The organism is Tumebacillus lipolyticus, from assembly GCF_042682745.1.
Classification (GTDB): Bacteria; Bacillota; Bacilli; order Tumebacillales; family Tumebacillaceae; genus Tumebacillus_A; species Tumebacillus_A lipolyticus.
Genome location: NZ_JBHUIO010000025.1, coordinates 1 through 20,830, shown reverse-complemented (window position 1 = coordinate 20,830; position 20,830 = coordinate 1). Strand labels below are relative to the sequence as shown.

Below are 20,830 nucleotides of genomic sequence, written 5' to 3'. Positions count from 1 at the left end.
TCTTGCTAACATTTTGCTAACATTCGACTCTAAACCGATGCGTTTCTTAGAATCTCGCCCCATTTGTCACTCGCTACTTTTGACCGATCTTGCAGAAAGTGAGTGTAGGTGCTGAGGGTTATCGCAGGGTTAGCATGACCTAGTCTTGCTGCTACGTCGGTGATTGGTAAGCCGGCCATGATCAGTAAAGAGGCGTGAGTATGTCTGGTGTCATGCAGCGAAAAATCCGGTCGTTCGAAAGCTACGAAGGTCTTTCGGAACCGGAGCGACACAACAGATGGCCTCATTGGGCGACCGTCTGGCGTTGCAAATACCAGGCCATTATCATTGTAGCGAGCGCCAAGTTTTATTTTTTGCTTGTTCCGTAACATGATTTGCCGTTTCAGCACACGCATCTCATTTTCATGGATCGTGATTGTTCGCCTGCTCGAATCGCTCTTTAGTGATTCCTGAATGAAGGGCCGACCTTTGAAGCCTCGGACAACCGATTGTCGGAAAGTAAGAGTGCCTGACTGAAAATCAATGTCATCATCGCAAATCCCTAAAAGCTCTCCACGGCGTGCTCCGGTACCAAAGAATAGAGTTGCCAAGTTCAGGTACACCTCGGAAGCATCAGCCTTTTTCTTGATTTTTTTCTCAATAGCGGAGATGTCATCAGGCATTGATCCGATACCATGAAGCCTGTATTTGCTCCATAGGTCTTTGACGTCTTTCTCGTGATACCCAAGATCTTTTACGAAACTATTCCATATCCCCTCGAAAGAGAGGGATTTCAAGTAAGACAGCATCTCTTCTGGAGACATGATCACGACTTCCTTTTTAGTGCTTCGAGGAAGCTCTACAAGATCGCACGGATTTTCCGCTATTAACTTTTGTCTCACAGCCTTTCTGAGAGATCTGGAGAGCAACCTCAGATAAAGTCTGGCCGACGAAACACCCAACCCATTCCGTATCACTTCAATCATTGCCTGCTCGATGTGATGAGCATTGAGTTTCGCAATTTGAATATTTGCAATCGCGGAGTTTGAAAAAAACTTGAGAGCACAGCTGTAGTTATACTTTGTGCTCACTTTTATATAAGGGGATCGACTCTCTATATATTCAGTAAGGAATTCAATTACCGTCATTTTACAGGGCTCGATGAATCTGCCGTTTTGCACTTCTGCGATCCGGCGCGCGCGCTCGCTGGCTGCCTTGGCAGCGGTGTTGAACTTTTCGGGGTCGAGAACTTCTGTGATCTGATTCCGTTTGCCACTGGTTCGTGGACCGTCGAAAACGATCTCGTATCCGCCAGCTTCGTTACGTGCGCTATAAACGCCTGGATACTTTGTCTTTCTCGATGCCTTAGAACTGCCTTTTGGTTGTTTTGACAATTCATTCACTCCTCTCGATTTAGCATGATTGGTATTATCATTTTATCATTTGGTTGAGGGTATGGTAGAATGGTTTTACATCACTCTTTGAATGAGTGCATGATTGGTGAGAGAAGACTGTCGGCATTTGCCGATGGTCTTTTTTCGGGTGGTCATTTCTGCTGTAAGGGAAAATTATTGAAGGACAAAATAAAAAAACCCATCCCGAAGAGGGAGTGGGTTGGAGTTACTAACTGACCTACTTCATTAACCTAATTAATCCAGCGATTGCGCCACACAGTCCAATAGCTGTTAGGATGTACCACTTAATAGCTGCGTTGTTGCTTTGGCTTATTTTCTTATCAATAATATCTTCGACTTGGTCTTTTTTGGGCAATGAGCTGACATGCTGGGTACGTTCATTAATTATTCCAATTTTGTGATGAGAATCATCGACGATTTTGTCCATATCTTTGACTCGTTCTTCGATATTATTGAGCTTCTCTGTGAATTTCTTGTCGAGATCCTCAAGTTGCTTGGTGTGCTTCGCATCAATCTCATTCAATTTTTGGAGAATCTTATCAACGTCCATGCTGTCACCTCCCTGTGGCAATAATTGATTGCCAGCGGAAACTTGTAAAGAACTATCAAATAATTCCTGAATTGCTACTTGTTTCGCTAATTGTTCTTTTGAATTTGCCCTTGATTGTTTTCGGAATCCACCTACAAGTGTATTTCCTCTTTCTTTTTGGACAAAAGGCAAAACCCTGCACTGGCCAGGGTCCAATAACACTCCATTTTTTGTATACCCCTCTAGCAATGGATTATTCTTTTCCTTGTTCATTATTGTTCGCCATCCTTATAGATAATTCCTTGCTTGGTATGACAAACAACTTTGCCGTTCGCACAATCTCTCCGTCAATTTTCACTCTGAATATGTAATAGCCGAGTTGGTCGCACGGCCACTCTTTTTCTCCCAGCACAATTTCCGTCCGAGAAGCTTTAAACTCTTTTTTTGGCCATGCTCCAACAGAAATCCCTTCACTACCATAGAGCGCGTCAACTTCCAAAGTGAAAGAGCCGTCTTTACTTTCGGAGTTTGTGTGATCGAATGATATGTAAACATAGAGAGGGAAGGTAGTGGGGACTTCATCTACTATAAAAGCATCGGATACCCCCAAGAGGTTCAAATCTTCATTTTCATTCAATGAAACGCTATGACAAAAGAGGACATTGTTAACCGAAGTCATTTTGGTCACCTCCAAAAGGGAGAATTAATATTATGTACTTTTACAAATATAGCATAAAAGTGCATTATGTATTACATTTCTTAGTTCTTTTTTAGATAAATTATGTGAGGAAAATATGGCAAGTGAAGTCTGCATCGGATGTTGATCGCTACTTTCACGACTCGCCCTCCTAAAGATTCGAATTGGAACGTATATTTTATCACTGAATTCTTATGGTACGATAGAATCGTCTTATTATTTGATGGGTATCTTGAATGTAAATAGATAGAGGGGTAGAATTTATATAGATCAATTGAGCGAGATGCAGCGGGGGTGTTTGCATGGAAGCGGCTAGCATAGAACGGAAGCGGCGAGTCAAAAAAGATGCTATAGAGATCGAACGCTACAACTCAGTTATCGCTCGGAATGTCCTGTTTTTTCGTACGGAGCGTGGATGGAGTCAGGATGATCTGGAATCTTTGTCTGGACTGGATAAATCGATCATCTCGCGGATCGAAAATGCCAAGTACGGGCGAAGAGTGAACGATGATTTTGTAGAGATCCTCGCACGGACTTTTAAAGTCAAGTCAGACGCGATCACGGAGACGAATGGAGAGATCGATGCGAAGTTGAAACGTCTTGCAGACGTATCCAACCGTTGGCCTATCAGCGATCAAACCATCGAGCTGGCTGAAGAGATGTTGGAATTGACTCGCGACCGAGGGCCAAAAGAGAGGGCAGTAGCTTTTATGAATAGAGCCCACATTGAGTATCGGTTCTGGAGGATATCTCGTTCATTAGATTTTTACGAGGAAGCATACCGCTTGGCGTTAGCCGCAGATGATACATTGTTGGTAATCAAGTCAAAGCTTAATCTATCGTTAGCCCTTATCGCATGCGGTAGGTTCGATAAAGCAAAAGATCTACTTTCCAAAGCGAGGAAAACGACAAACGATCAGGAAGCTCAAGCGAGGATTTTGCAAGCATTCGGATCACTCTATATTAAAGTTGGTCATTATGATAAAGCAGAGGCAGCTCTGAAAAGCGCGATTTCGATTATGCCAAACATAGCCGCAAAAGCGCACTTTCATGCAAAGTGTCTTCAAGTCCTCAGTCACACTTACACCAAGTTAGAAATGTATGACGAGGCAATCAAAACAGCAAATGATGCCATAAACATTGCGACCGACAATGGTGATTTGTTGACACTAATACATGGATTGAAAAACAAAAGCGATGTTTTGTGGGAGCAAAACGACATACAACACTCTCTTGAAATCCTAAATGATGCAGAAATCGAAGCTGAGAAATTCGGGCGGAAATACGAGAAGTTAATGGTGCAATTTCACAGTGCATTTAGAAAGGGAGATTACAGTAAACTTCGATATGTGATGGGGGGACTCACCACAGAGGAACTCCCTCCAGATGAACAAATTGATCAATTTGAGAAAGCTTCTGCTTTGGCTCAAACGGTCGGGGAATTAGAAGATGCAATTTTGTACTTGAATCGAGCCAACAAAATGCTTAAAAATATATAGTAGTAGGGGGTGAGTAGAATGAAGAAACGATTTGGATTCTTACTACTTGTGGCGATGTTAGCATCTGGGGCTTTGTTCAGTTTGGGTACAACTGACAAGCCAACTTCTTTTAGCCAAACTTACGCATCAAACGTTCCACCAGATCCTTGGTCTAAGTCAATAGTATTAAAAAGTTGACCCGAAAGGGTCATTTTTATTTTGTTTACGTGATACTTTGTTTCTAATTTCGAAATTAATATTCCTCACCTTAAAAACATTAGTTAGAATGGTGGTGATCAATCAATATATAATTGGGAGTTGTTTGATATATGTTACATCAAGAGACATGGGAGGAGTACGCAAAGAAGCTCGATGATGATGCCTTGGCGCCAGAGGATAGGTCGTTGCTTTCGAAAATTTTTGCCGAGTCGTCAAAAGTTAGGAAGGAGGTTATCGCGTGATGGAGCTCAAGCAAACGGTTGATGTGCTGTCCAGCCTTCTCGCTCGCCATGCAGAATCAGGCGGCCAGATCGATGTGAACGTCGCGTGTGTAGCGTCGGCGACGGCACAGCTGGCGCAGATCGCCGTGCAGCAGGGGAAAGTATGCTCGTGTCATGTCAATGCAGGAAGTGACAAAAAAGAAACCGCCGGTGGCTCGGCGGTTTCTTGAAATCGTTGATTTTAACTTCCCCTTTTGGCAATACTTGAATACAATAAGTGTAGAAGGTGGTGACTTTGATGCTAAAGCGTAAGATTGAAAAGATTTTGGCGGAATCTCTTTCTAAATTCAGCGACGATGTTGAGAAGTTTGACCAAGACTACCAAAAGAGTGAGAAGGAGATCGAAGATTGCAAAAAAGAAATGAAGGAATGGAAATCAAAGAGAAGGCTTATTCGAAATAAATAGCGATGGGCGAAACGATGTAATTACCTTCCTCAAGTATCTCTAATCCTGTCCACATTCCCTCGATTGCTTCGAAAAATTCCGCTAATCCTTTCATTACCCCATTTGCCTTGAAATGATCCGTAAACAATCCTTCGTATTTCCTCGTAATTTTTCCTAGTAGTACGATTTCCAGTTCTTGCTTTCCCATCCCGTATTTAAAGATTAATTCTTGCGTTTTCTCTCTAAGAAACGTTGATTTTAAAGGGACTACAAAATTTTCCACTCTCATCATAGCTTCAGTTGGTAAAGCTTTAGAAGCGAATTCCAATAGTCGAACCATTTTCCCGAACTCTTGCCTTTGATTCTCAAGAGCTGATTCGAACGACTGGAGTAATTGTTTTTTCCGTTCTTTGAATTGCTTAGATGGCAGGTTTTGTTGTTCGAGAATCTCAATTTCTTGTTGAATAACTGAAGATATTTCCGACATATCAACAACTAAATCCACAAAATCTCCATTGACCATGTCCTTGAAATACCCCAGGTCAATAATACTGAATGAAGCTTTGATCTGAACATAAGTACCGGGATCGATCTCTAAATTGGGGTCGATCGAGGTAAGGAGAAGATCAGATTCATGTAGATAGCTTTCGAACTCTTGAAGTGCATTATCGTGCAATTGTTTTGAAATGATTTCTTTACCTGCCTCTAACTGACTCAGCGTGAATCCGCTTGTTTGGGTGCGCTTTTGACCAAATTTGTATGTTCCTTTGAGACTAGGAGTCTTCATGAATCCAATATCCAGTTGCCCAAGTGATCCCTCGGTTGATATTTCGTGATTTCGATCAGCGCCAGTAGTGGTGCTATTGGTCTTTGTTTCTTGTTCATGCATTTCGAGATTAGTTGATGTTGGTAGGCCACTTTTCATTTGGGCGATAAAAGAGTGAAGAAACGACGTATCAAGATAGACCAGTTCTTTCATTTTCATCCTCCTAAGTTTTGTTCTTCTTTTCTTTCAATACATAACCACCTTTTTTCAGCATCACCCCCTTTCAGGGGGCTCTAGTTGTCTGACCCGGTGCGCCCCGCCCCTCGATCTGAGGGGCTATTCTTTTGTCGCCAGCCTCTTTAAAAGCCTAATATCAGTCTCGTTTTCCTCGATGCGCTGCACCATCTCACCGATCTGCTCCGAGTTGACTGCGCGCAGCTCTGCGATCTCTCCGGCCAGCTTGTCCAGTTTCGCCTCAATGCCCGCCAGAGCCGCTAGGACGCGGTCGTCATTCGAGGGGGTACGAGAGGCAACTACCGTCCCAGTGCGCTCGCCTGTGCGGCCGAGGAGGTAGTCGGTGGAGACACCGAAGAGATCGGCAAGTCGGAGTAAATTATCATAAGTCGGCTCATTGCCTGTTGTTTCGTATCTTGAGTATCCTGCTCGTGTAACACCATCAAGATGAGAAGATACATCCTCTTGCGAATATCCGCGATCTTTCCTCAACTCTTTCAATCTCTTTCTAAAACTCAAAACTGACCCTCCTCATAAGAAAACCCCCTGTGATGGGGGTTATTGATTCGTCAGCAGTTTCTTGATGAGTCTTACGTCAGTGTCGAGCTCTTCGACCTTCGCGATCAGTTCCGTATTCTGCTCGACTTGAGCGGCGATCGTATCAAGTTTGCTGTTGATGGACGAGAGCTCCGATTTGATTTCAGACTCGATGGTCTTGAGCTTGTCAAGAATTTGAAGGAGCAGTGTCGGAGACAGATGATCTGATCGATCCTTTGCACCATCAGAAAGCTCATCGCCATTCACGTCAAGAACGAGATCGTTAACAATCTCGTTACGAATTTCAGCAACTGTTCGAGATTGAGCAGAGCTTAGCAGCGTGTCTAATGTCACGTTGAATATCCGCGCAATGGCTTGGAGAGTTTCATAGTTAGGCTTCCTAGAACCGCTCTCATAGGCGGTATAGGCAGGTCGCGTGATGCCAAGCGACTCTGCAAGATAGTTTTGTGTCCATCCACGAGCCATCCTAAGAGCTCGAAGACGCTCAGCTAGAACAACCTCAATTTGATCGTTTATTGGGGCATCCTCAACTTCTACATCCAATGAGTCAGAACGTCCGACCAAATAATCGGGAAGGCATTCAAGAATATCAGCAAGCCTATATAATGTTTCAACATCAGGAGTTCGATAGCCTTCTTGCTCATATCCAGCGTAAGTTGTTCGTCCTATTCCTAACCTCGCTGCAAGATCTTCTTGAGTCCAACCACGTTTTTTTCGCAGCTTTTTAAGGCGATCTCCGATAATCATGACAGGTCTGTCACTTTCCCATTTCTCTCATCTTGATAAGGGCGTCAATTTGCATGAGAGCAAGCTGTTTGCCCTCTGGGCTAAATGGAGTGCCATCTACATCGAGTATTTTATCTTCTTCGAGATCTCGTCGAACGTCTTTTATTGTGCGTAATTTTTTTGCCTCAGCTGCTGACAAGTGTGGAATATCAGATCTGCCGAGTAAGTAGTCAACTGAGCAATCAAATAGATCAGCTAAAATGTCCAACGATTCTTTCGGTGGATCGTTCCTACCTTGTTCGTAAAATCCATAACCACTTTCGGTAATCTCTAATTTTTCTGCTACCTGTTTTTGGGTGAGCTTTTTAGCTTTTCTCATTTTCTTTAGTCTTTCGTTCAACATGTACGCCCACGCCTTTCGATCAATCTATATTGATTATACAACTATCAGTTGGGTGAAAACACCCAAACCCATCAAAAACAAGAAAATGTATAGATATGGGTTGACGCACAACAAATAGATGGGTTATTATGAAAACAACAAATAGATGGGTGGTGATTGTGTGAGTAGAGAGCGACTTGTTGCCGCTCGTAAAGAAAAGGGCTGGACTCAAAAACAAGTGATTGAGAATCTGAAAGCCTCTTTCGGGATCGAGATTACGCAAAGTTATTATGGAATGATTGAGAATGGCAGAACACCAGCTTTAAGAGTGGCTATTGCCATTTGTAGCTTACTCGATCTAGCAGTGAACGAAATTTTTTTCGAATCCAACCCTACAAATTCTTGGGTTTGTTGTTCGGAAGAGGCAACCGCCTAAACTAGAAACCTTGTTTCTAGTTTAGCAAAATCTGCTAGATAAGAGAACGGAACGAATGTTCGGGAGGTGAGCAACTTGGCAAAAAACTGTATCTACAAATCACCTGCAGAGCTGCCGTCTGAGATGACCATGAAACACTTCGAAAACGCACTTGGCGTATCTCGGTCGACAGCGTACAGGTTCGTTCGCGAAACAGATGAGATCACGTATCGCGTAGGTTTCGGGGAGACAGGTATCCGCATCCGCAAGCAATCCTTCCTCAAACTAATCGGATACGTTCCACTCGATCTTGACGAGGAGCTGGCATCCACGCCACTCATCTGGACGATCGAGGACATCGCTCGCTACAGAGGGAAAGCGCCTGCCACCATCTACGAAGAGGCACGGCGAGACGACTTTCCTAGAATACCGGGAACTGGAAAGCGAATCGTGGTCTGCCGAGAAGCATGGCTGGTTTACATGGGCTACCAGACACCAAGTAAGCCTCAGCCATTAGCGCACAGTATGTCACCGATCACTCGGGCGCTCATGCCAATCGCAGTGACGGCTTAACTGAAGGGAGGTGAACCACATGGCAAAAGTAAACGGCGGATTGATCCGCGAGAGCCGGAAGCGAGCTTGCCTGACGCAAACGGAGTTGGCAAAAGGCATCTGTACCCCAAGCATGATCTCGCAAATCGAGAACGGGAAGGCGATTCCATCAGAAGAGCTGCTGAGCAAACTGGCAGATCGGATGGGGGTGCCAATCGCGGCGCTTTTTGAGGAAATCAACTAAGGAGGGAAGAGCGATGACCGAAGAACAATTGCGCAAAGCGCTGTCCGATTCGATCGACACAAATCTCCGCCTCACTCATGCACTTGCCATTGCGATCGAGTTTGCACCGGTACACGTCCAACAAAAGATCGCGGACGCGCTTGGAGGAGCCAGTCAGGAGGGTGCGGCATGAAAAAACAAACCAGCGTCGAGTTGAAAACTCTCAATGATGCGACCCGCATCCGAATCCAAGCGCAAAAGGCGCAACGTGAATACAACCAGCGCCGCGGCATTATTGAAATGATCATGACCCAAAACAAGTGCGATGTACTTCGCGCGATCGAGGTCTACTCATCTCGAAAAGGCGTTAGCCTGACAGACGCAGAGCGATGTGATCTGCAAGAGATCCGAGAGGAGCTGAGTGGCGATGCAACTGTATAACGTGATCGGTCTCACCAAAACGATCGCTGCTGATCTGGCCGACAAGTCTCTCGTGCTGCACCTCAAGATGTGCGACGCGCTCGAAACACACTCCATCTCAACATGTGACATCGACAAGATCGATGCCGAGCTGTCCGCCATGATGGAGACCTCGAAGCGCTTGCGTGATGTTGCAACGGTCGGTGAAGTGCCTGGCGTAACCATCATGCAAAAAATCCATGAAGTCACAGTCTGCCCAGTGATCAGTTTGCCTTGGGCGAGAGATCGGGTGATTGCGGATGAATAGCGCTGAGGAAGTTGAGTTCCGTAAAACCGAGATCGCGAAAGCCGCCACGATCGTGAAACACAAGCTCGACCTTGACTGCGACGGGTGTGGCGCGTATCTCAACTTCGACACCTTGAAAACCAAGTGCGCCATCTGTCCGGTCGAACGCAAACGCCAACGAACAGCGCGTCGGTATTCGAAACTGATCAACTCTTTGGAGGTGAAAACATGTTTGTAAGCCCTAGGTTTATCGCCAAAGCAAAGTCGTTGGGCTTGCTTGATCAAACTGGAGCATTGGCAACAAATACGCCCGCACCAAAGCGCCAGGCGCTGCCTTGGGAAGATCCGAACCATTTGGGGTATCTGAAAGTGAAAGAAGGGGAAGTTGTCTATTTCCGCCGCGGGAGAACGCCCTATCAAGGCGAGGTCAAAAGCATCATCCCTGCCGGAGACTCGGCAGAAAATCATCGTCCGGAAGGAGTACCAAAAAGCCGATTCAAGTACACGACGGCGATGGGGAAGAACGGGAAGATCGAGTCTTTCAGGAACACCCGGCGAGCATTGATTGAGGTCGAAGGCAAGGGGAAGCAACCTGAGTACCATGTGGTGACCCTGCTTGAAAACCATCGATTCAGCACAGGTTTCATGGTCCTTCCATCTCCGGAGAAGGGAGGCGAGGATGATGGAGAGAGCCGCGTTGCTCTGTAAACTCGACAAGTTGTCCGAGCGCTGCGGCACATGCGATCTTCCGCCCTTTTCGCGGGGGCATTGCAACCGTAACGCTTGGTGCAAACGGAACTGCTACCACACCAAAAGACTCATGGTCATCGGCAAGAAGTTGAACAAGCTCGAAAAACAAGCTCGACAAAAGAAAAACGGCCCGACGCGCCAACGTCAGACCGCTTAGGTGATGCACTTGGAAAAACCGATTATCCAAAGTGTATCTCCTCGGGCGTAAAAACGCAAATGGAGGAGAGTGATTTTGTGCAACGTGACATTTCGGAACTTGCCCACGATCTGAAAGAGTTGAGACAGAAAGCGGTGGGCTTCCCGGAGATCGAAGAGACCCTTGATGCTCTGATTGACCGAGCTGAGAAAGAACTGAATGGGGGTGTGAGTCAGTGGCATTCGAACCCGCAACACGCGGGCCAATCTTTGGCCGCATTGCCTTACTTGGCGTAAAAGGAGCGATGAACACATACGCCGCGCTGGTGTTCGGTTCATTCCTTGCTCGGATGATGGGGAAAAGTCTGGCGGTGATTGATAGCGGAAGCGGAAGATACACCGACAAGTACACAGACCTCTTCAGCTTCGATCGTGAACTTCTGGGTGACCACAGCCCTGAGGGATTCATCAAGGCGATCGGCGAGGCGAACCGGAGCGGTAAATACGGCTGCCTGGTGATCGCCAATGTATCGGACGAGTGGGGCTTCATAACGCAAGAGAAGAGCAAGTTCGGCGATTGGAAAACACTCACACCACGCCACGAGAAATTTATGGACTCGATCTTCAACTGCAGCATGCACGTAATTGTCGTCGCAGATGCTCGCACAAAGCATGATCAGCGACCGATGATGAAAGACGGGAAACCCGTCATGGAAAACGGTAGACCTAAGCAAGAAGTGATCAACCTTGGTGTGCAAGCGATTCAGCGCGTGGGCACAGAATCACGCTTCGACCTTACGGGCTTAATGGATGCATATCACAACCTGAGCATCCGAAAAACGGAGTGTCAGGCGCTACCTACGGGAACGGTTTTCAAGGAGCCCGGGGATGAAGTGTCGCGCCTCCTCCATGATTTCTTCACCTTCGGCTCTCGGCCCGATGACATCACCAAGAAGAGGATGCGCCAGTTTTACATGCTGATGGAGTACGCCGAAGACCATGGCGTTTACGGCGATAGGCTACGCCAGCTCGGGCAACAGGTCTGTGGCAAACCAGATCCTCGCTTCTGGACGATTCCTGATATCGCGCTTGTGAAAGAAGGCATTGATCGATTGACCAATCCGCAAGCGGCGCAGGACGTTCAGAAAGACGCTGCTAAAGGCTCGTGACGATGTTTAGCTTGCAACCGGTGCCGAAACCAACTCCAGAGGAAAAGGCGGAAAACAGAGGACTTCGACGCTCTGGCTTTAAACCGAAGTCGCCTGGCGGCATGAAGGAAAAGACCCCCAAGAAAAAACGCGAGAAGAATCCGCTCAAAGACCTGAGTCACCACAAGCGCGGCAAACCAAAGCGAATCGATCTGACGGCGATCACACCGTGGGTGGCCGAAGAAGTCATCCAGCGGGCGAACGGACAGTGTGAGATGTGCGGAAGAACGGAGCCGAGCGATCGAGTTTGGAACCTGCAACTGGCACATCTCACGGGGCGAGCGCAACTTGGGCGAGGCGACCAACCGTGGAACATTGCCGCCTTGTGTGGCCCGAGCGTGAACACTGGGACGTGTCACAACCTCCTCGACTATAATCGTAAGTCGTATCGAGATTGGGCAGCGGAAAAGATCGAGAAGTTGAAAGAGCTCTACAACCCGGCAGACTGGCCGGCATGATATATAACTCGGGCGGGCGGTCAGCCGCCGCCCGCCCTCCTCAAAGGAGGAAGGCTCGTGAAAACTTGGATCGTTGGGATCATCAAGAACGGAAACAGAAGAATCGTATACGAAAACGCCACGGCACGTGTAGCAAAGGTCAAGTAGAAGGGGAGATCGGGATATGACAGCAACAGTGATTCACGCGACATCGGAGAAAGGCGGAGCTACCAAAACGACCACATCGGTCAACGGCGCGGCTGCTCTGGGGCTTATGGGGAAACGAGTGCTGCTGGTTGATTTCGATCCGCAGTTCAACGCCACGACGGCTTGTGGTGTTGATCCAGCTGAGGTGCCAGCGACTATCTATGAAGCTCTGCATCACAAAGTCAAAATCAACGAAGCGATCGTGAAAACACCGCACGGGTTCGACTTGGTCCCTGCATCTCGTGATCTTACTGGCTTCAGCGATGAGGTGGATCGTGAAGCGGACTCTCGATACGACCACCTGAAATTTGCGCTTTTGCCTGTCGTTGAGGATTACGACTTCATCGTCATCGACGCGCCGCCGACTTTAGAGATCTTCACATTGAACGCGCTGGCAGCTGCAACAGACATTCTGATTCCTGTCCAACCAGCTGGGTTTGCACTGGGAGGGATGACGGAGATGGTCAACACATTTGCATCTTTGGTGTCGAGTGGAATCAATCCTAACCTCCGAATTGCGGCCGTTGTCATGACAATGTGGGACGGTCGATACAAGGCGGACAATGAAGAGTTCGCGGCGATCGCCAAGGAGTTCTGCGAACAGCGTTACGTTCCATACCTGGACACTCATGTCCGATTAAGTCGTCACTTTAAAGATGCAGAGGATGCCGGAGTGCCCGCGGTACTGCATCACCAGAAGAACAAACGCTCACCGGTGCATGCCTACACTAAAATCTTCGCGCAGGTGTTCGGTGATGAGCGGGCTTAAACCGCCCGGCGGGCGAGATAGATTCGTAAGACGACAAGCACCGGTCGCACCGCCATCGCAAGCTCCTGAGCAAGCGATCGTGGCAGTCACAGAAACAGTCGAGTTGGAAACCAAGGACACCGTACACATAGACCTCATGAGGGAGCTGACAGCCTTCGCTGATTGGCTCCCGTCCCACCACCTTGAATCGACCGCGCAAGCCCTTTGGATGCACCTCATGGACTTGTGGTGTAGGGCAGGGAACCCCGAGTGGTTCGAGGTGCGCATGACGGTGCTCCTCGCTCGGTTGGGGATCACGGATAAGCCATTCAAAGCACACAGGGATAAGCTCATCGCGTCCGGTCGGATCAAGTACGACGGCAAGGAGCGATCGAAGGTCGGCAGATACAAGATGATTCCGTTTCATCCGCTCCCACGAGGCGGAAAATCTGACGGAGAAAATACGGCAGTTCATCCGACAGATAGTCCGGCAGAAGAAACTGCCGGAAATACTCCGTCAGAAAATACGTCACATTCTCCGAGAAGTGAACATTCTGACGGGAAAACTGACGGAGAAAGTCCGACAGTTGTAGCTCTTATAAGTAATAAAAAGATAGATAGACAGATAGATGGATTGACAGATGACGGAGGTGCGCGCATGAGCGATGAAAAGCTCTTCTGGATCGAATTCGAGCAGAAATGGCAGGAGCTTTACGGCAAACCGATGACCCAGTCCCATTACCAGATGCTGACCCTTTACCTCGAAGACGGGCTGACGATCGAAGTCATGCTGCTCGCGATCAGTGACGCTGAGACTTACGGAGCTCAGACGCAAAAGTACCTCTGGAAGGTTTTCGGGACCATGCTCGACAACGGAGTCAAGACGACTCGCGACTATGTGAACTTCTTGCGAAGCTACGAGGAAGCGGGTCAACAGAAAATGGCCGCTGCGGCCGGGGGAGGAAGCAAACGTGGAAAACGTCAAGGCACTGCTGGAACGGGAAATGGCAGCAAGGTCGTCGACATCACTGGCGGGAAGACCGGGTGGATCAGCCGCTAAGCAATACGAATGCGAAACATGCAAGGACGAGACTGGTTATTTCGTGGACGGAATCGACTCCTATGGCAAGTCAGTGTTCGTCTGGCGGGAATGCAGTTGCGCGCAGTGGAGGATCGCGCGTCGCCTGTTGAAATCGTCGCACATGAGCGAAGAACTGCAACAACTTGCCTTTGCGAACTTCGTGAAAGATGGACGCCCGGAAGCTGTGGTCGGTGCGTATGAATGCGCCTTCGATTACTACCGCACGTTCGACCAGCGGCGTAGCAATCGCCAGAACGGCATCGCGATGCTCGGCGTGCCGGGCGTCGGCAAAACTCACCTCTTGGCCGCCATCGCCAACAGCCTGGTCAAGAAGAAAGGCATCCACGTCCATTACTTCCCGCACGTCGAGGGCTTTGAGGACATTCGCTCGGATCTCGACAAGGCGGAGGAGAAAATGAGGATCATGAAGCAAGCGGATGTCCTCTGGTGGGATGACTTGTTCAAGGGCCGCGAGACACCGACGCCGTACCAGCTGGATTGCATCTTCAACGTCCTTAACCATCGATACCTTCACAATCTGCCGATTATGGTCAGTTCGGAACGCGACATCGACACGATCTGCTCAATGGACATGGGGATCGGGAGCCGCATTTACGAGATGACACGCGATCACATCGCGATCCTGATGCCGACTGACAAAGTAGGGGTCAAAGAGCTCAATTACAGGTTGAGGGGAGCGTGATCGCATGTACCGCAAAATGCCTGAGTCGAGCAAACCTAATCCGATGCGATCGGCGTTATTCGGACAGCTGATGGTGCAATTCGGAATCCTGAAAGTACCGTATCGCGACCAGATCGGGATTATCAAGCAAGCGACAGGGAAACAGGTCGGCACGATCTCCGAATGTAGCGTGGAGGACTTGCGGACGGTGCTGGCGCACATGGGGGTGGCATCATGATGCACCCGTTGATCGGCACCGGCATCATCATTACGAAAGACCTTGACGCCAATTACAGGTCAGGCGACCGGGCGGTGATCAAGGAAGTGGATCACTGGCATTCAAAGCCGAGTGATAGCCACTTGGACTACAGAGTCGAACGGAACGGCATCAGCAAGTGGATCGCGAGAAAGCACTTTGACTTCGCGGTCGAGTCGGAAGAAGCGCCAGCCGCTCTGCCCGTTGCGGCGTTGGAAGAGATCGACAGACCATTCGGGCAACTCAGCCTGTTTGGAGAGGAGGCAACAGTATCATGACACAGCAAGAGAATCGCAACGCCATCATCGGCGAAGAGTGGTCGAAGTTCTGCGCCGTGTTTGAAAGCGCAGGCTACACCGTACTGTGGAACGTGTTCAACATCGACATTCTGGATGGTAGCGAACGTGTTGTGGAAGTGAATCTCTACCCGTGCCTCGGGAAGCGAGTCAAGTTGGAGCAGAAGGACGCAGTAGATTACAAAACCCCGCAGGAAGCCCGCAAAGCAGCGTACCAGTGGCTGTTGAGCCGCCACTGTGTGATCGGAATGGCGGTGATCGCATGACAGCACCAATCAAACTCTGCCACATCTACGCGCAAGAGCAACCACATGGAGAGGCTCGCATCGTGCTCAACCGAGCAGCACTTGCTAATCTCAAGAAAGCTCTCAACAACCTCACTGAGGTAGCCGACAGAGGTGATGATCCAAACAGGATGTACAGAGCAAAGATTGATCTGCTTACCTCTGATGGCGAAGGATACGAGCTCATGGTCATCCTGGATGATCGTGATTGGCAGTCAGAGGCATGGCAATCGAGGTATCTGCCTTACACCGATCCTGTGGCGTGGCGGTGTGCCAATCTAGGCAAGATCAAGCCAGAGGGAGGGGATGAGCGGTGAGCAAGCAACCGAGCCTCAACCTCGACATCATGGACACGGGAGTGTCGGTCGAGCCGAACGAGATGGTGCGGGCTTACGGAGCTGGACCGACCGGAGCTCGCTGCAAAACCTGTCGGTATCTTCTGGTCAAGCATTTTTCCGGTAAGTATTTCAAGTGCGCTTTCCGAAAGTTGACGAACGGACCAGGCACCGACCACCGCGCCAACTGGCGGGCATGTAGCAAGTATGAGAGGGAGGAATGAGCGTGACGAAAGAACGGAAAACGCGCTTGCAACAAATTCGCAAGCAACTTCAGGTGAGACCGAAGGATCTGGCGCCGGCAGTAGGAGTAAGTAGGCAAGCGCTCCACAACATCGAGCGCGGACTGAGCACACCGAGACCGCACGTTGAAAAGGCGCTTGCCAAGTGCTTGAGAGCAGAGCGTGACGCACAAATCTCACTCTTGAAAGAGCGGTTGGCCGTTCTGCAAGCCATGCAATTTGACGAAACGTTGTTTGAGGAAATTGAACTGTGAGCAGCACCACCGCCACCGCTCAACAGACGATCAAAGCGGCGCGCGGCTGGCACGAAACACTGCCGCTGCCAAAACGCGAGCAAGCAGACCTGTACCGCCGAGTGCTGAACGGTCTCGGTTACATGACAAGATCACCGCAGGAGCGAGAGAGCGGGTATGTGATTCGATATAGACGTCGCCCGTCTGGGCGCTGAGAGGAGGGACGACATGACAAAGCAATACGACAAGGGCTATTTGGACGGTCAACTGGACGCAGCAGAAAACGAGCTTGAGACGCTGCGCCGCATCCGCTGGGAGATGCAAGGACAGCACCGTGAAGATGACATGATCAATACCAGAATCATGGACACGGAAGAGTACCTGCGCGAGAACGGGAGGGAAGTTGAGCCCGATGAGTATGAATAGACGCCCGTCTGGTGGGCGCTGAGAGGAGGGGGAGAGAGTGGCAACAGCCATACAACTGGAGTTGTTCGAGGAGCCGATCGTGGAGGGACCGACGCTGGAGGAAGAGGTGCGAGCGATCATCGACGAGATCAAGGATCTGTATCTTGACCGGTCAGAGGCGGGGCCGTGGGCGATAGCCTGCTCGTTTGGTAAGGATAGCACGACCGTCCTGAGCCTTGTAGCGCGGGCACTTCAGGAGATGGATGCGGCAGATCGGTGGCGACAGGTGTACGTGGTCACCAGCGACACGCGGATCGAGAATCCAGAGATGGCCGACTACGCCCACTCGCAATCCGAACAAGTCAACGAGTGGGCGAAGCAGTCGGGTATCCCGATCCGCTCGCACATCGTCTGGCGTGAGTTGAAGAGGTCGTTTTGGGTGCAACATTTGGGCAAGGGATACCCGCTGCCGGGGAACGGACGGGATCGCACCTGCACACACTCGCTCAAAATTGAGCCGCAAAACAAGTTTCTCCAAGAGTTGAAACCGTCGCTCCTGCTGCTCGGGACACGGACGGATGAGTCGAGCCGACGGGCCCGCACGATCGAGAAGTACCGTGAAGCCCGCGAGAGCCGCTTCGGGTACTCACCGTACCAGAAAGACATCAAGTTCTACATGCCGATCGTCGACTTGACGACGGAGGACATCTGGGAGTTCCTGCAGAGCCCTTTGCCTTGGGGCAGCAGCATTGAAATACGCCGCCTGTACCGGGAAGCTACCGGAGAATGCGGGCTCCTCAGTCCGCGCAAGGCCACCAAAGGTCGCCACGCATGCGGAGCCAGGTTCGGTTGCTGGGTCTGCCCGCCTGTCCAGCGGGACAAGAGCACGGAGAACATGGCTCTCGTCCACGAATGGCTCTTGCCGCTCACCGAGTACCGTAAGGAGCTGAAAGAGGTGTGGGACGGCAAGAAGCATCCCGAGAACCGCTCAGGCAAGATGCGAAAAGGCAAGGTGCTGAAAGAGGGACAAGGTTGCATTCGCGTCCCGGTGCGCAAACAGATGCTAGGTCGCCTGTTAGAGACGGAGCAAGAAGCAAACGCCATCCGATTGGAAGACGGCCTGCTGCCGTTGAAGCTGATCAGCGACGAAGAGTTGGCGACGATCCGAGCACAATGGGAGGAAGACGAAGCCGAGAGGCCTTGGCTGCTCTGAGAGGAGGGGGAGCATGCAAGAGCAACGGATAGTGACCATCACGATACCAGGGGCATTACCGACGATGAACGAAATTATCGACGCCGCCAAGACCGAGCCATACGTCTACAGCAAATACAAGAAGAGGTATACGGAGCTCGTGCACTGGTGCGCCAAGGGAAAAGGACGCTTCGAGCGGGTAGACGTAGTGATCACCTGGTACTGCCGAAACCGCAAGAAGGACAAAGACAACATCATGGCCGGACAGAAGTTCATCTTCGATGGATTGCAGGCGGCGGGCGTGATTGCGAACGATGGGTGGAAGCAGATCGGCGACGTGGTGCACCGGTTCGAGACGGACAAGGCGAATCCTCGGGTGGTCGTGGAGTTGACCGAGGTAACAGATGGGAGCGGGGCGGCATGACCGCCCTGACACACCAAAGGGGAGAGTGAGAGACAATGAGAGCGAATTGGGCTTACTGGTGGCACGTCGACCGAGGTAAACGTCGCAAGGACACCATCGGAGTAGCAAACGCACCAAACACACGGAACAGCCGTTCCAAGCGCCGCAAACGACAACTGGTCGGCGGCAAGCGATAAGGGAGGGTGAGAGACATGGAAGCAAAGCAGATGACCGCTGAACGATTAGCTGAGATCAAAATCATGGCAGCCCCAACTTCGGTGACTGCAGAACTCCTCGGTCACATCGCATGGCTGGGGCAAGAAAACGCCAAGCAAGCAGTACGGATCGAGGAGGAGGAAAAATATCGAAAGTTGTACGAATGCCTTCACAAACGGCTGAACATCGCAACAAAGATGCTCAACACACAAAAAGAGAATGCGGATGTTGATGCAAAACACAATCCGGAGCACGCAAAGCATTACATCACTCTTGGTTTTGGTGTATCGCAAGGGCTCGGAGCCATTGAAACTGCAATCAGGGAGCATGATGTGCTCAAGAGATTGCTCGGGCTGGCGGAAGGCGGTGAACAGGGATGAGATACAGCCCGGCAAGCAAACCAAGACACCCGATCACATCAAGCCAGCGTGAGGGAGGAGAGCCTAGGGCATCTGAGACTGTGACCTACAAGCGCCCGCTTGAGGAGTTGGAGGTGGAGTTGAGCGAGCGCTACGGTGGCAAGTTGAGAACGCCAATGGCGAAAAGGGGGAGGAAAGAGGCATGAGCTACTTGGAGCAAGCAAGACGGATCAACAAGATCGGCCTTGAAACGATAAAAGCGATAGACGAGGCAAAGGAAGCACACAAAGCGACTGCTACACCGGAACACATCGCGAAGTTGGAAATCTCGTCGCTGGAGAAGCGTATGAAGGAGTTGATGGAAGAGTACGAGGTAGTGTCCCAAGCGGCACTCCACCAATGGGGTGCAGAGCATGGTCTTGATGACCTTCAATGCAAAATTCTCGGCCTCCATTATCTCCACTCAGGCTTCGGCAGGAAGAAAATCGCCCAACAGTTGGGCATCTCTGCTTACGCGGTCACCAAGAACACGAAGGTGATAGCAGAGGCGCTTGGAGTGAGAGACGTAATCGGCGTGGCATATAAGTGCAGTCACTACATCAACCCGTGCGAAGCCACAGAAAAGCTGGTCGAATATAAATCGGTCGGAGAAGAGACGCGGTATCCGGCCGGATTCGATACTGAGCGGAGGGAGGGAGAAAAGGGATGAAGAAATACGACCTGCAGTTGTTGGACGGGAAATTGGTGATGAACCTCGGGACGGAGGAAAACGACGTCATGGTGACGCTCGGCTATGACGGACTGCCGAACAAGTACGACACATGCGCAATCGGTCCCGCGCTGGTGGTCGGCACGGTGGAGCTGACAGAGCACCAACTAGCAGTGATCCACGCGGAGTACCGGAACGGTGGTCAATGCGGATGGTGCGACGAGGTTGTATCGAAGCTTCGCGATCCGCACATGTTCGATCCAGCGCCCGGAAAGATGTGCAAGCATTGCTGGAACCACGACCGGCAGATGTATCTTGGCTCCAATGGCGTAGACATCGGGCCGTTCGACGAAGAAGACAAATCGGAGTCGTGTACAAGTTGCGGCGAGTACGTGGCAGATGAGCAGGCGAAGCACCACACCAAATCAAGGGAGAGATAAGAGATGAGCGAGCAAACAAACACACAGGTAACGGAGACATGGGCACGCAAGATGTTGATGGAGTGTGGCTATCCGGAGGAAACGTTGTCCGATATGAGCGATGAGGACTGCGAAGTAGAGGTCAGCTATCTTGAGGACTGAGGAGGAGAAGACGATGAGCGAGGAAAGACAACATGGTCCCGTCGTGTTGATGCAACGAGACGACGGGACACTGCAGCTGAGAGACAACCTAACGAGACTGTGGTGTGCATGTGGCGCGCCGGCGGTGTACCACATCAAGGAGGACGAGGGCACAATCCATGAGTTCCATTGTGTCAGATGCTTCCGGTCTCATAGCACATTTCACTTACTCAAGATCTGGCCGGAGCATTACCGTGCTGTTACGCATCTTGATCCAAACCAAAGGAAAACGGTGGAGATTCGCAAGGCTGATAGAGGCTTCGAGGTTGGCGATCTGTTACAGCTGCGAGAGTGGGACCCCGAGACAGAGAGCTACACGGGCCAGCAAACTTTTCGTCGGGTAACACACATTCTGAGCGGGGAGCCTTGGGTACCGAACGGTTACGTGGCGCTATCGATCCGCGAGGTACTTTGAGGGGAGGGATACCATGAGCGAGCAAAAGAAACGCTGGACGGGTGTACTGATTGGCGAGACGATCAGCGCCGA

At 50.2% G+C, this 20,830-nt stretch carries 39 protein-coding genes; 32 read left to right on the top strand and 7 right to left on the bottom strand.

The annotated features are described in order from the left end of the window. Positions 1 to 29 precede the first annotated feature (29 nt). The 3 genes from ACFSOY_RS21065 to ACFSOY_RS21055 all read right to left on the bottom strand — a co-directional run bounded on the left by ACFSOY_RS21065 (position 30) and on the right by ACFSOY_RS21055 (position 2,602). Positions 30 to 1,373, bottom strand: coding sequence for a site-specific integrase (locus ACFSOY_RS21065; RefSeq protein ID WP_386049823.1), 1,344 nt, complete (start codon positions 1,371 to 1,373; stop codon positions 30 to 32). Positions 1,374 to 1,611: 238 nt separating this feature from the next. After that, a complete protein-coding gene (locus tag ACFSOY_RS21060; protein ID WP_386049822.1) occupies positions 1,612 to 2,196 on the bottom strand; it encodes a hypothetical protein in 585 nt (194 codons plus the stop codon). After that, on the bottom strand, positions 2,177 to 2,602 hold the full coding sequence (locus ACFSOY_RS21055; RefSeq protein WP_386049821.1) for a DUF6941 family protein: 426 nt from the start codon (positions 2,600 to 2,602) through the stop codon (positions 2,177 to 2,179). The genes ACFSOY_RS21060 and ACFSOY_RS21055 overlap by 20 nt, the downstream gene beginning before the upstream one ends. A gap of 320 nt (positions 2,603 to 2,922) precedes the next feature. On the opposite strand from ACFSOY_RS21055, the gene ACFSOY_RS21050 reads away from it, so the two are divergent. The 4 genes from ACFSOY_RS21050 to ACFSOY_RS21035 all read left to right on the top strand — a co-directional run bounded on the left by ACFSOY_RS21050 (position 2,923) and on the right by ACFSOY_RS21035 (position 5,004). Beyond that, positions 2,923 to 4,119, top strand: coding sequence for a helix-turn-helix domain-containing protein (locus ACFSOY_RS21050; protein WP_386049820.1), 1,197 nt, complete (start codon positions 2,923 to 2,925; stop codon positions 4,117 to 4,119). Positions 4,120 to 4,137: 18 nt separating this feature from the next. Beyond that, the gene (locus ACFSOY_RS21045; RefSeq protein WP_386049819.1) at positions 4,138 to 4,296 is read left to right on the top strand and encodes a hypothetical protein; all 159 of its coding nucleotides are present in this window, start codon (positions 4,138 to 4,140) and stop codon (positions 4,294 to 4,296) included. A 262-nt stretch (positions 4,297 to 4,558) separates the two neighbouring features. Further along, positions 4,559 to 4,768 (top strand): hypothetical protein, encoded by a 210-nt coding sequence (locus ACFSOY_RS21040; RefSeq protein WP_386049818.1) that lies wholly within the window; start codon positions 4,559 to 4,561, stop codon positions 4,766 to 4,768. A gap of 68 nt (positions 4,769 to 4,836) precedes the next feature. Further along, complete coding sequence (locus ACFSOY_RS21035; protein WP_386049817.1) at positions 4,837 to 5,004, top strand: hypothetical protein; 168 nt, start codon at positions 4,837 to 4,839, stop codon at positions 5,002 to 5,004. On the opposite strand, the gene ACFSOY_RS21030 is transcribed toward ACFSOY_RS21035, so the two are convergent. The 4 genes from ACFSOY_RS21030 to ACFSOY_RS21015 all read right to left on the bottom strand — a co-directional run bounded on the left by ACFSOY_RS21030 (position 4,988) and on the right by ACFSOY_RS21015 (position 7,670). After that, positions 4,988 to 5,962, bottom strand: a complete 975-nt coding sequence (locus ACFSOY_RS21030; protein ID WP_386049816.1) for a DUF6414 family protein — start codon at positions 5,960 to 5,962, stop codon at positions 4,988 to 4,990. The genes ACFSOY_RS21035 and ACFSOY_RS21030 overlap by 17 nt on opposite strands. Positions 5,963 to 6,085: 123 nt before the next feature. After that, positions 6,086 to 6,502, bottom strand: coding sequence for a helix-turn-helix domain-containing protein (locus tag ACFSOY_RS21025; RefSeq protein ID WP_386049815.1), 417 nt, complete (start codon positions 6,500 to 6,502; stop codon positions 6,086 to 6,088). Positions 6,503 to 6,541: 39 nt separating this feature from the next. Further along, positions 6,542 to 7,288 carry a helix-turn-helix domain-containing protein gene (locus ACFSOY_RS21020; protein ID WP_386049814.1) on the bottom strand — a complete coding sequence of 249 codons (747 nt, stop codon included), beginning with the start codon at positions 7,286 to 7,288 and terminating at the stop codon, positions 6,542 to 6,544. Between the two features lie 10 nt (positions 7,289 to 7,298). Continuing rightward, positions 7,299 to 7,670, bottom strand: a complete 372-nt coding sequence (locus ACFSOY_RS21015; RefSeq protein WP_386049813.1) for a helix-turn-helix domain-containing protein — start codon at positions 7,668 to 7,670, stop codon at positions 7,299 to 7,301. Between the two features lie 160 nt (positions 7,671 to 7,830). Here ACFSOY_RS21015 and ACFSOY_RS21010 point away from each other — a divergent pair, with 160 nt between their 5' ends. The 28 genes from ACFSOY_RS21010 (at position 7,831) to ACFSOY_RS20875 (ending at position 20,758) form a co-directional block, all read left to right on the top strand. Beyond that, entirely contained in the window at positions 7,831 to 8,085 is a 255-nt protein-coding gene (locus ACFSOY_RS21010; RefSeq protein ID WP_386049812.1) for a helix-turn-helix transcriptional regulator, read from the top strand. A 75-nt stretch (positions 8,086 to 8,160) separates the two neighbouring features. After that, positions 8,161 to 8,637, top strand: coding sequence for a hypothetical protein (locus tag ACFSOY_RS21005; protein ID WP_386049811.1), 477 nt, complete (start codon positions 8,161 to 8,163; stop codon positions 8,635 to 8,637). Between the two features lie 19 nt (positions 8,638 to 8,656). Next, positions 8,657 to 8,860, top strand: a complete 204-nt coding sequence (locus ACFSOY_RS21000; RefSeq protein ID WP_386049810.1) for a helix-turn-helix domain-containing protein — start codon at positions 8,657 to 8,659, stop codon at positions 8,858 to 8,860. A gap of 13 nt (positions 8,861 to 8,873) precedes the next feature. Further along, the gene (locus tag ACFSOY_RS20995; RefSeq protein ID WP_386049809.1) at positions 8,874 to 9,032 is read left to right on the top strand and encodes a hypothetical protein; all 159 of its coding nucleotides are present in this window, start codon (positions 8,874 to 8,876) and stop codon (positions 9,030 to 9,032) included. Next, positions 9,029 to 9,280, top strand: a complete 252-nt coding sequence (locus tag ACFSOY_RS20990; RefSeq protein ID WP_386049808.1) for a hypothetical protein — start codon at positions 9,029 to 9,031, stop codon at positions 9,278 to 9,280. Before ACFSOY_RS20995 ends, ACFSOY_RS20990 begins: the two co-directional genes overlap by 4 nt. Then, a complete protein-coding gene (locus tag ACFSOY_RS20985; protein WP_386049807.1) occupies positions 9,267 to 9,566 on the top strand; it encodes a hypothetical protein in 300 nt (99 codons plus the stop codon). The genes ACFSOY_RS20990 and ACFSOY_RS20985 overlap by 14 nt, the downstream gene beginning before the upstream one ends. Before the next feature lie 207 nt (positions 9,567 to 9,773). Beyond that, positions 9,774 to 10,253: a hypothetical protein gene (locus tag ACFSOY_RS20980; RefSeq protein WP_386049806.1), complete on the top strand. Its 480-nt coding sequence runs from the start codon at positions 9,774 to 9,776 to the stop codon at positions 10,251 to 10,253. 78 nt (positions 10,254 to 10,331) lie between these two features. After that, a complete protein-coding gene (locus tag ACFSOY_RS20975; protein ID WP_386049805.1) occupies positions 10,332 to 10,727 on the top strand; it encodes a hypothetical protein in 396 nt (131 codons plus the stop codon). After that, entirely contained in the window at positions 10,667 to 11,599 is a 933-nt protein-coding gene (locus ACFSOY_RS20970) for a DEAD/DEAH box helicase family protein (protein WP_386049804.1), read from the top strand. Before ACFSOY_RS20975 ends, ACFSOY_RS20970 begins: the two co-directional genes overlap by 61 nt. A gap of 2 nt (positions 11,600 to 11,601) precedes the next feature. Next, complete coding sequence (locus tag ACFSOY_RS20965) at positions 11,602 to 12,096, top strand: HNH endonuclease (protein WP_386049803.1); 495 nt, start codon at positions 11,602 to 11,604, stop codon at positions 12,094 to 12,096. A gap of 163 nt (positions 12,097 to 12,259) precedes the next feature. Beyond that, the gene (locus ACFSOY_RS20960; RefSeq protein ID WP_386049802.1) at positions 12,260 to 13,051 is read left to right on the top strand and encodes a ParA family protein; all 792 of its coding nucleotides are present in this window, start codon (positions 12,260 to 12,262) and stop codon (positions 13,049 to 13,051) included. Positions 13,052 to 13,688: 637 nt separating this feature from the next. After that, complete coding sequence (locus tag ACFSOY_RS20955) at positions 13,689 to 14,090, top strand: DnaD domain-containing protein (RefSeq protein WP_386049801.1); 402 nt, start codon at positions 13,689 to 13,691, stop codon at positions 14,088 to 14,090. Beyond that, positions 14,002 to 14,814 (top strand): DnaA ATPase domain-containing protein, encoded by an 813-nt coding sequence (locus ACFSOY_RS20950; RefSeq protein ID WP_386049800.1) that lies wholly within the window; start codon positions 14,002 to 14,004, stop codon positions 14,812 to 14,814. Before ACFSOY_RS20955 ends, ACFSOY_RS20950 begins: the two co-directional genes overlap by 89 nt. Before the next feature lie 4 nt (positions 14,815 to 14,818). Next, positions 14,819 to 15,031 carry a hypothetical protein gene (locus tag ACFSOY_RS20945; protein WP_386049799.1) on the top strand — a complete coding sequence of 71 codons (213 nt, stop codon included), beginning with the start codon at positions 14,819 to 14,821 and terminating at the stop codon, positions 15,029 to 15,031. Further along, complete coding sequence (locus ACFSOY_RS20940; RefSeq protein WP_386049798.1) at positions 15,028 to 15,327, top strand: hypothetical protein; 300 nt, start codon at positions 15,028 to 15,030, stop codon at positions 15,325 to 15,327. Before ACFSOY_RS20945 ends, ACFSOY_RS20940 begins: the two co-directional genes overlap by 4 nt. After that, positions 15,324 to 15,611, top strand: coding sequence for a hypothetical protein (locus ACFSOY_RS20935; protein WP_386049797.1), 288 nt, complete (start codon positions 15,324 to 15,326; stop codon positions 15,609 to 15,611). The genes ACFSOY_RS20940 and ACFSOY_RS20935 overlap by 4 nt, the downstream gene beginning before the upstream one ends. After that, positions 15,608 to 15,946 carry a hypothetical protein gene (locus ACFSOY_RS20930; RefSeq protein ID WP_386049796.1) on the top strand — a complete coding sequence of 113 codons (339 nt, stop codon included), beginning with the start codon at positions 15,608 to 15,610 and terminating at the stop codon, positions 15,944 to 15,946. Before ACFSOY_RS20935 ends, ACFSOY_RS20930 begins: the two co-directional genes overlap by 4 nt. Further along, a complete protein-coding gene (locus ACFSOY_RS20925; protein WP_386049795.1) occupies positions 15,943 to 16,188 on the top strand; it encodes a hypothetical protein in 246 nt (81 codons plus the stop codon). Before ACFSOY_RS20930 ends, ACFSOY_RS20925 begins: the two co-directional genes overlap by 4 nt. A gap of 2 nt (positions 16,189 to 16,190) precedes the next feature. Further along, entirely contained in the window at positions 16,191 to 16,460 is a 270-nt protein-coding gene (locus ACFSOY_RS20920) for a helix-turn-helix transcriptional regulator (protein ID WP_386049794.1), read from the top strand. Further along, positions 16,457 to 16,654: a hypothetical protein gene (locus tag ACFSOY_RS20915; protein ID WP_386049793.1), complete on the top strand. Its 198-nt coding sequence runs from the start codon at positions 16,457 to 16,459 to the stop codon at positions 16,652 to 16,654. Before ACFSOY_RS20920 ends, ACFSOY_RS20915 begins: the two co-directional genes overlap by 4 nt. A gap of 13 nt (positions 16,655 to 16,667) precedes the next feature. Beyond that, positions 16,668 to 16,865, top strand: coding sequence for a hypothetical protein (locus tag ACFSOY_RS20910; protein WP_386049792.1), 198 nt, complete (start codon positions 16,668 to 16,670; stop codon positions 16,863 to 16,865). 37 nt (positions 16,866 to 16,902) lie between these two features. Continuing rightward, on the top strand, positions 16,903 to 18,057 hold the full coding sequence (locus tag ACFSOY_RS20905) for a phosphoadenosine phosphosulfate reductase domain-containing protein (RefSeq protein WP_386049791.1): 1,155 nt from the start codon (positions 16,903 to 16,905) through the stop codon (positions 18,055 to 18,057). Positions 18,058 to 18,070: 13 nt separating this feature from the next. Beyond that, the gene (locus tag ACFSOY_RS20900) at positions 18,071 to 18,460 is read left to right on the top strand and encodes a RusA family crossover junction endodeoxyribonuclease (protein WP_386049790.1); all 390 of its coding nucleotides are present in this window, start codon (positions 18,071 to 18,073) and stop codon (positions 18,458 to 18,460) included. 191 nt (positions 18,461 to 18,651) lie between these two features. Continuing rightward, complete coding sequence (locus ACFSOY_RS20895) at positions 18,652 to 19,035, top strand: hypothetical protein (protein ID WP_386049789.1); 384 nt, start codon at positions 18,652 to 18,654, stop codon at positions 19,033 to 19,035. Positions 19,036 to 19,216: 181 nt separating this feature from the next. Continuing rightward, positions 19,217 to 19,723 (top strand): hypothetical protein, encoded by a 507-nt coding sequence (locus tag ACFSOY_RS20890; protein ID WP_386049788.1) that lies wholly within the window; start codon positions 19,217 to 19,219, stop codon positions 19,721 to 19,723. After that, the gene (locus tag ACFSOY_RS20885; RefSeq protein WP_386049787.1) at positions 19,720 to 20,163 is read left to right on the top strand and encodes a hypothetical protein; all 444 of its coding nucleotides are present in this window, start codon (positions 19,720 to 19,722) and stop codon (positions 20,161 to 20,163) included. The genes ACFSOY_RS20890 and ACFSOY_RS20885 overlap by 4 nt, the downstream gene beginning before the upstream one ends. Positions 20,164 to 20,166: 3 nt before the next feature. Then, positions 20,167 to 20,304, top strand: a complete 138-nt coding sequence (locus ACFSOY_RS20880) for a hypothetical protein (protein ID WP_386049786.1) — start codon at positions 20,167 to 20,169, stop codon at positions 20,302 to 20,304. Between the two features lie 13 nt (positions 20,305 to 20,317). Further along, on the top strand, positions 20,318 to 20,758 hold the full coding sequence (locus tag ACFSOY_RS20875) for a DUF3850 domain-containing protein (RefSeq protein ID WP_386049785.1): 441 nt from the start codon (positions 20,318 to 20,320) through the stop codon (positions 20,756 to 20,758). Positions 20,759 to 20,830 lie beyond the last annotated feature (72 nt).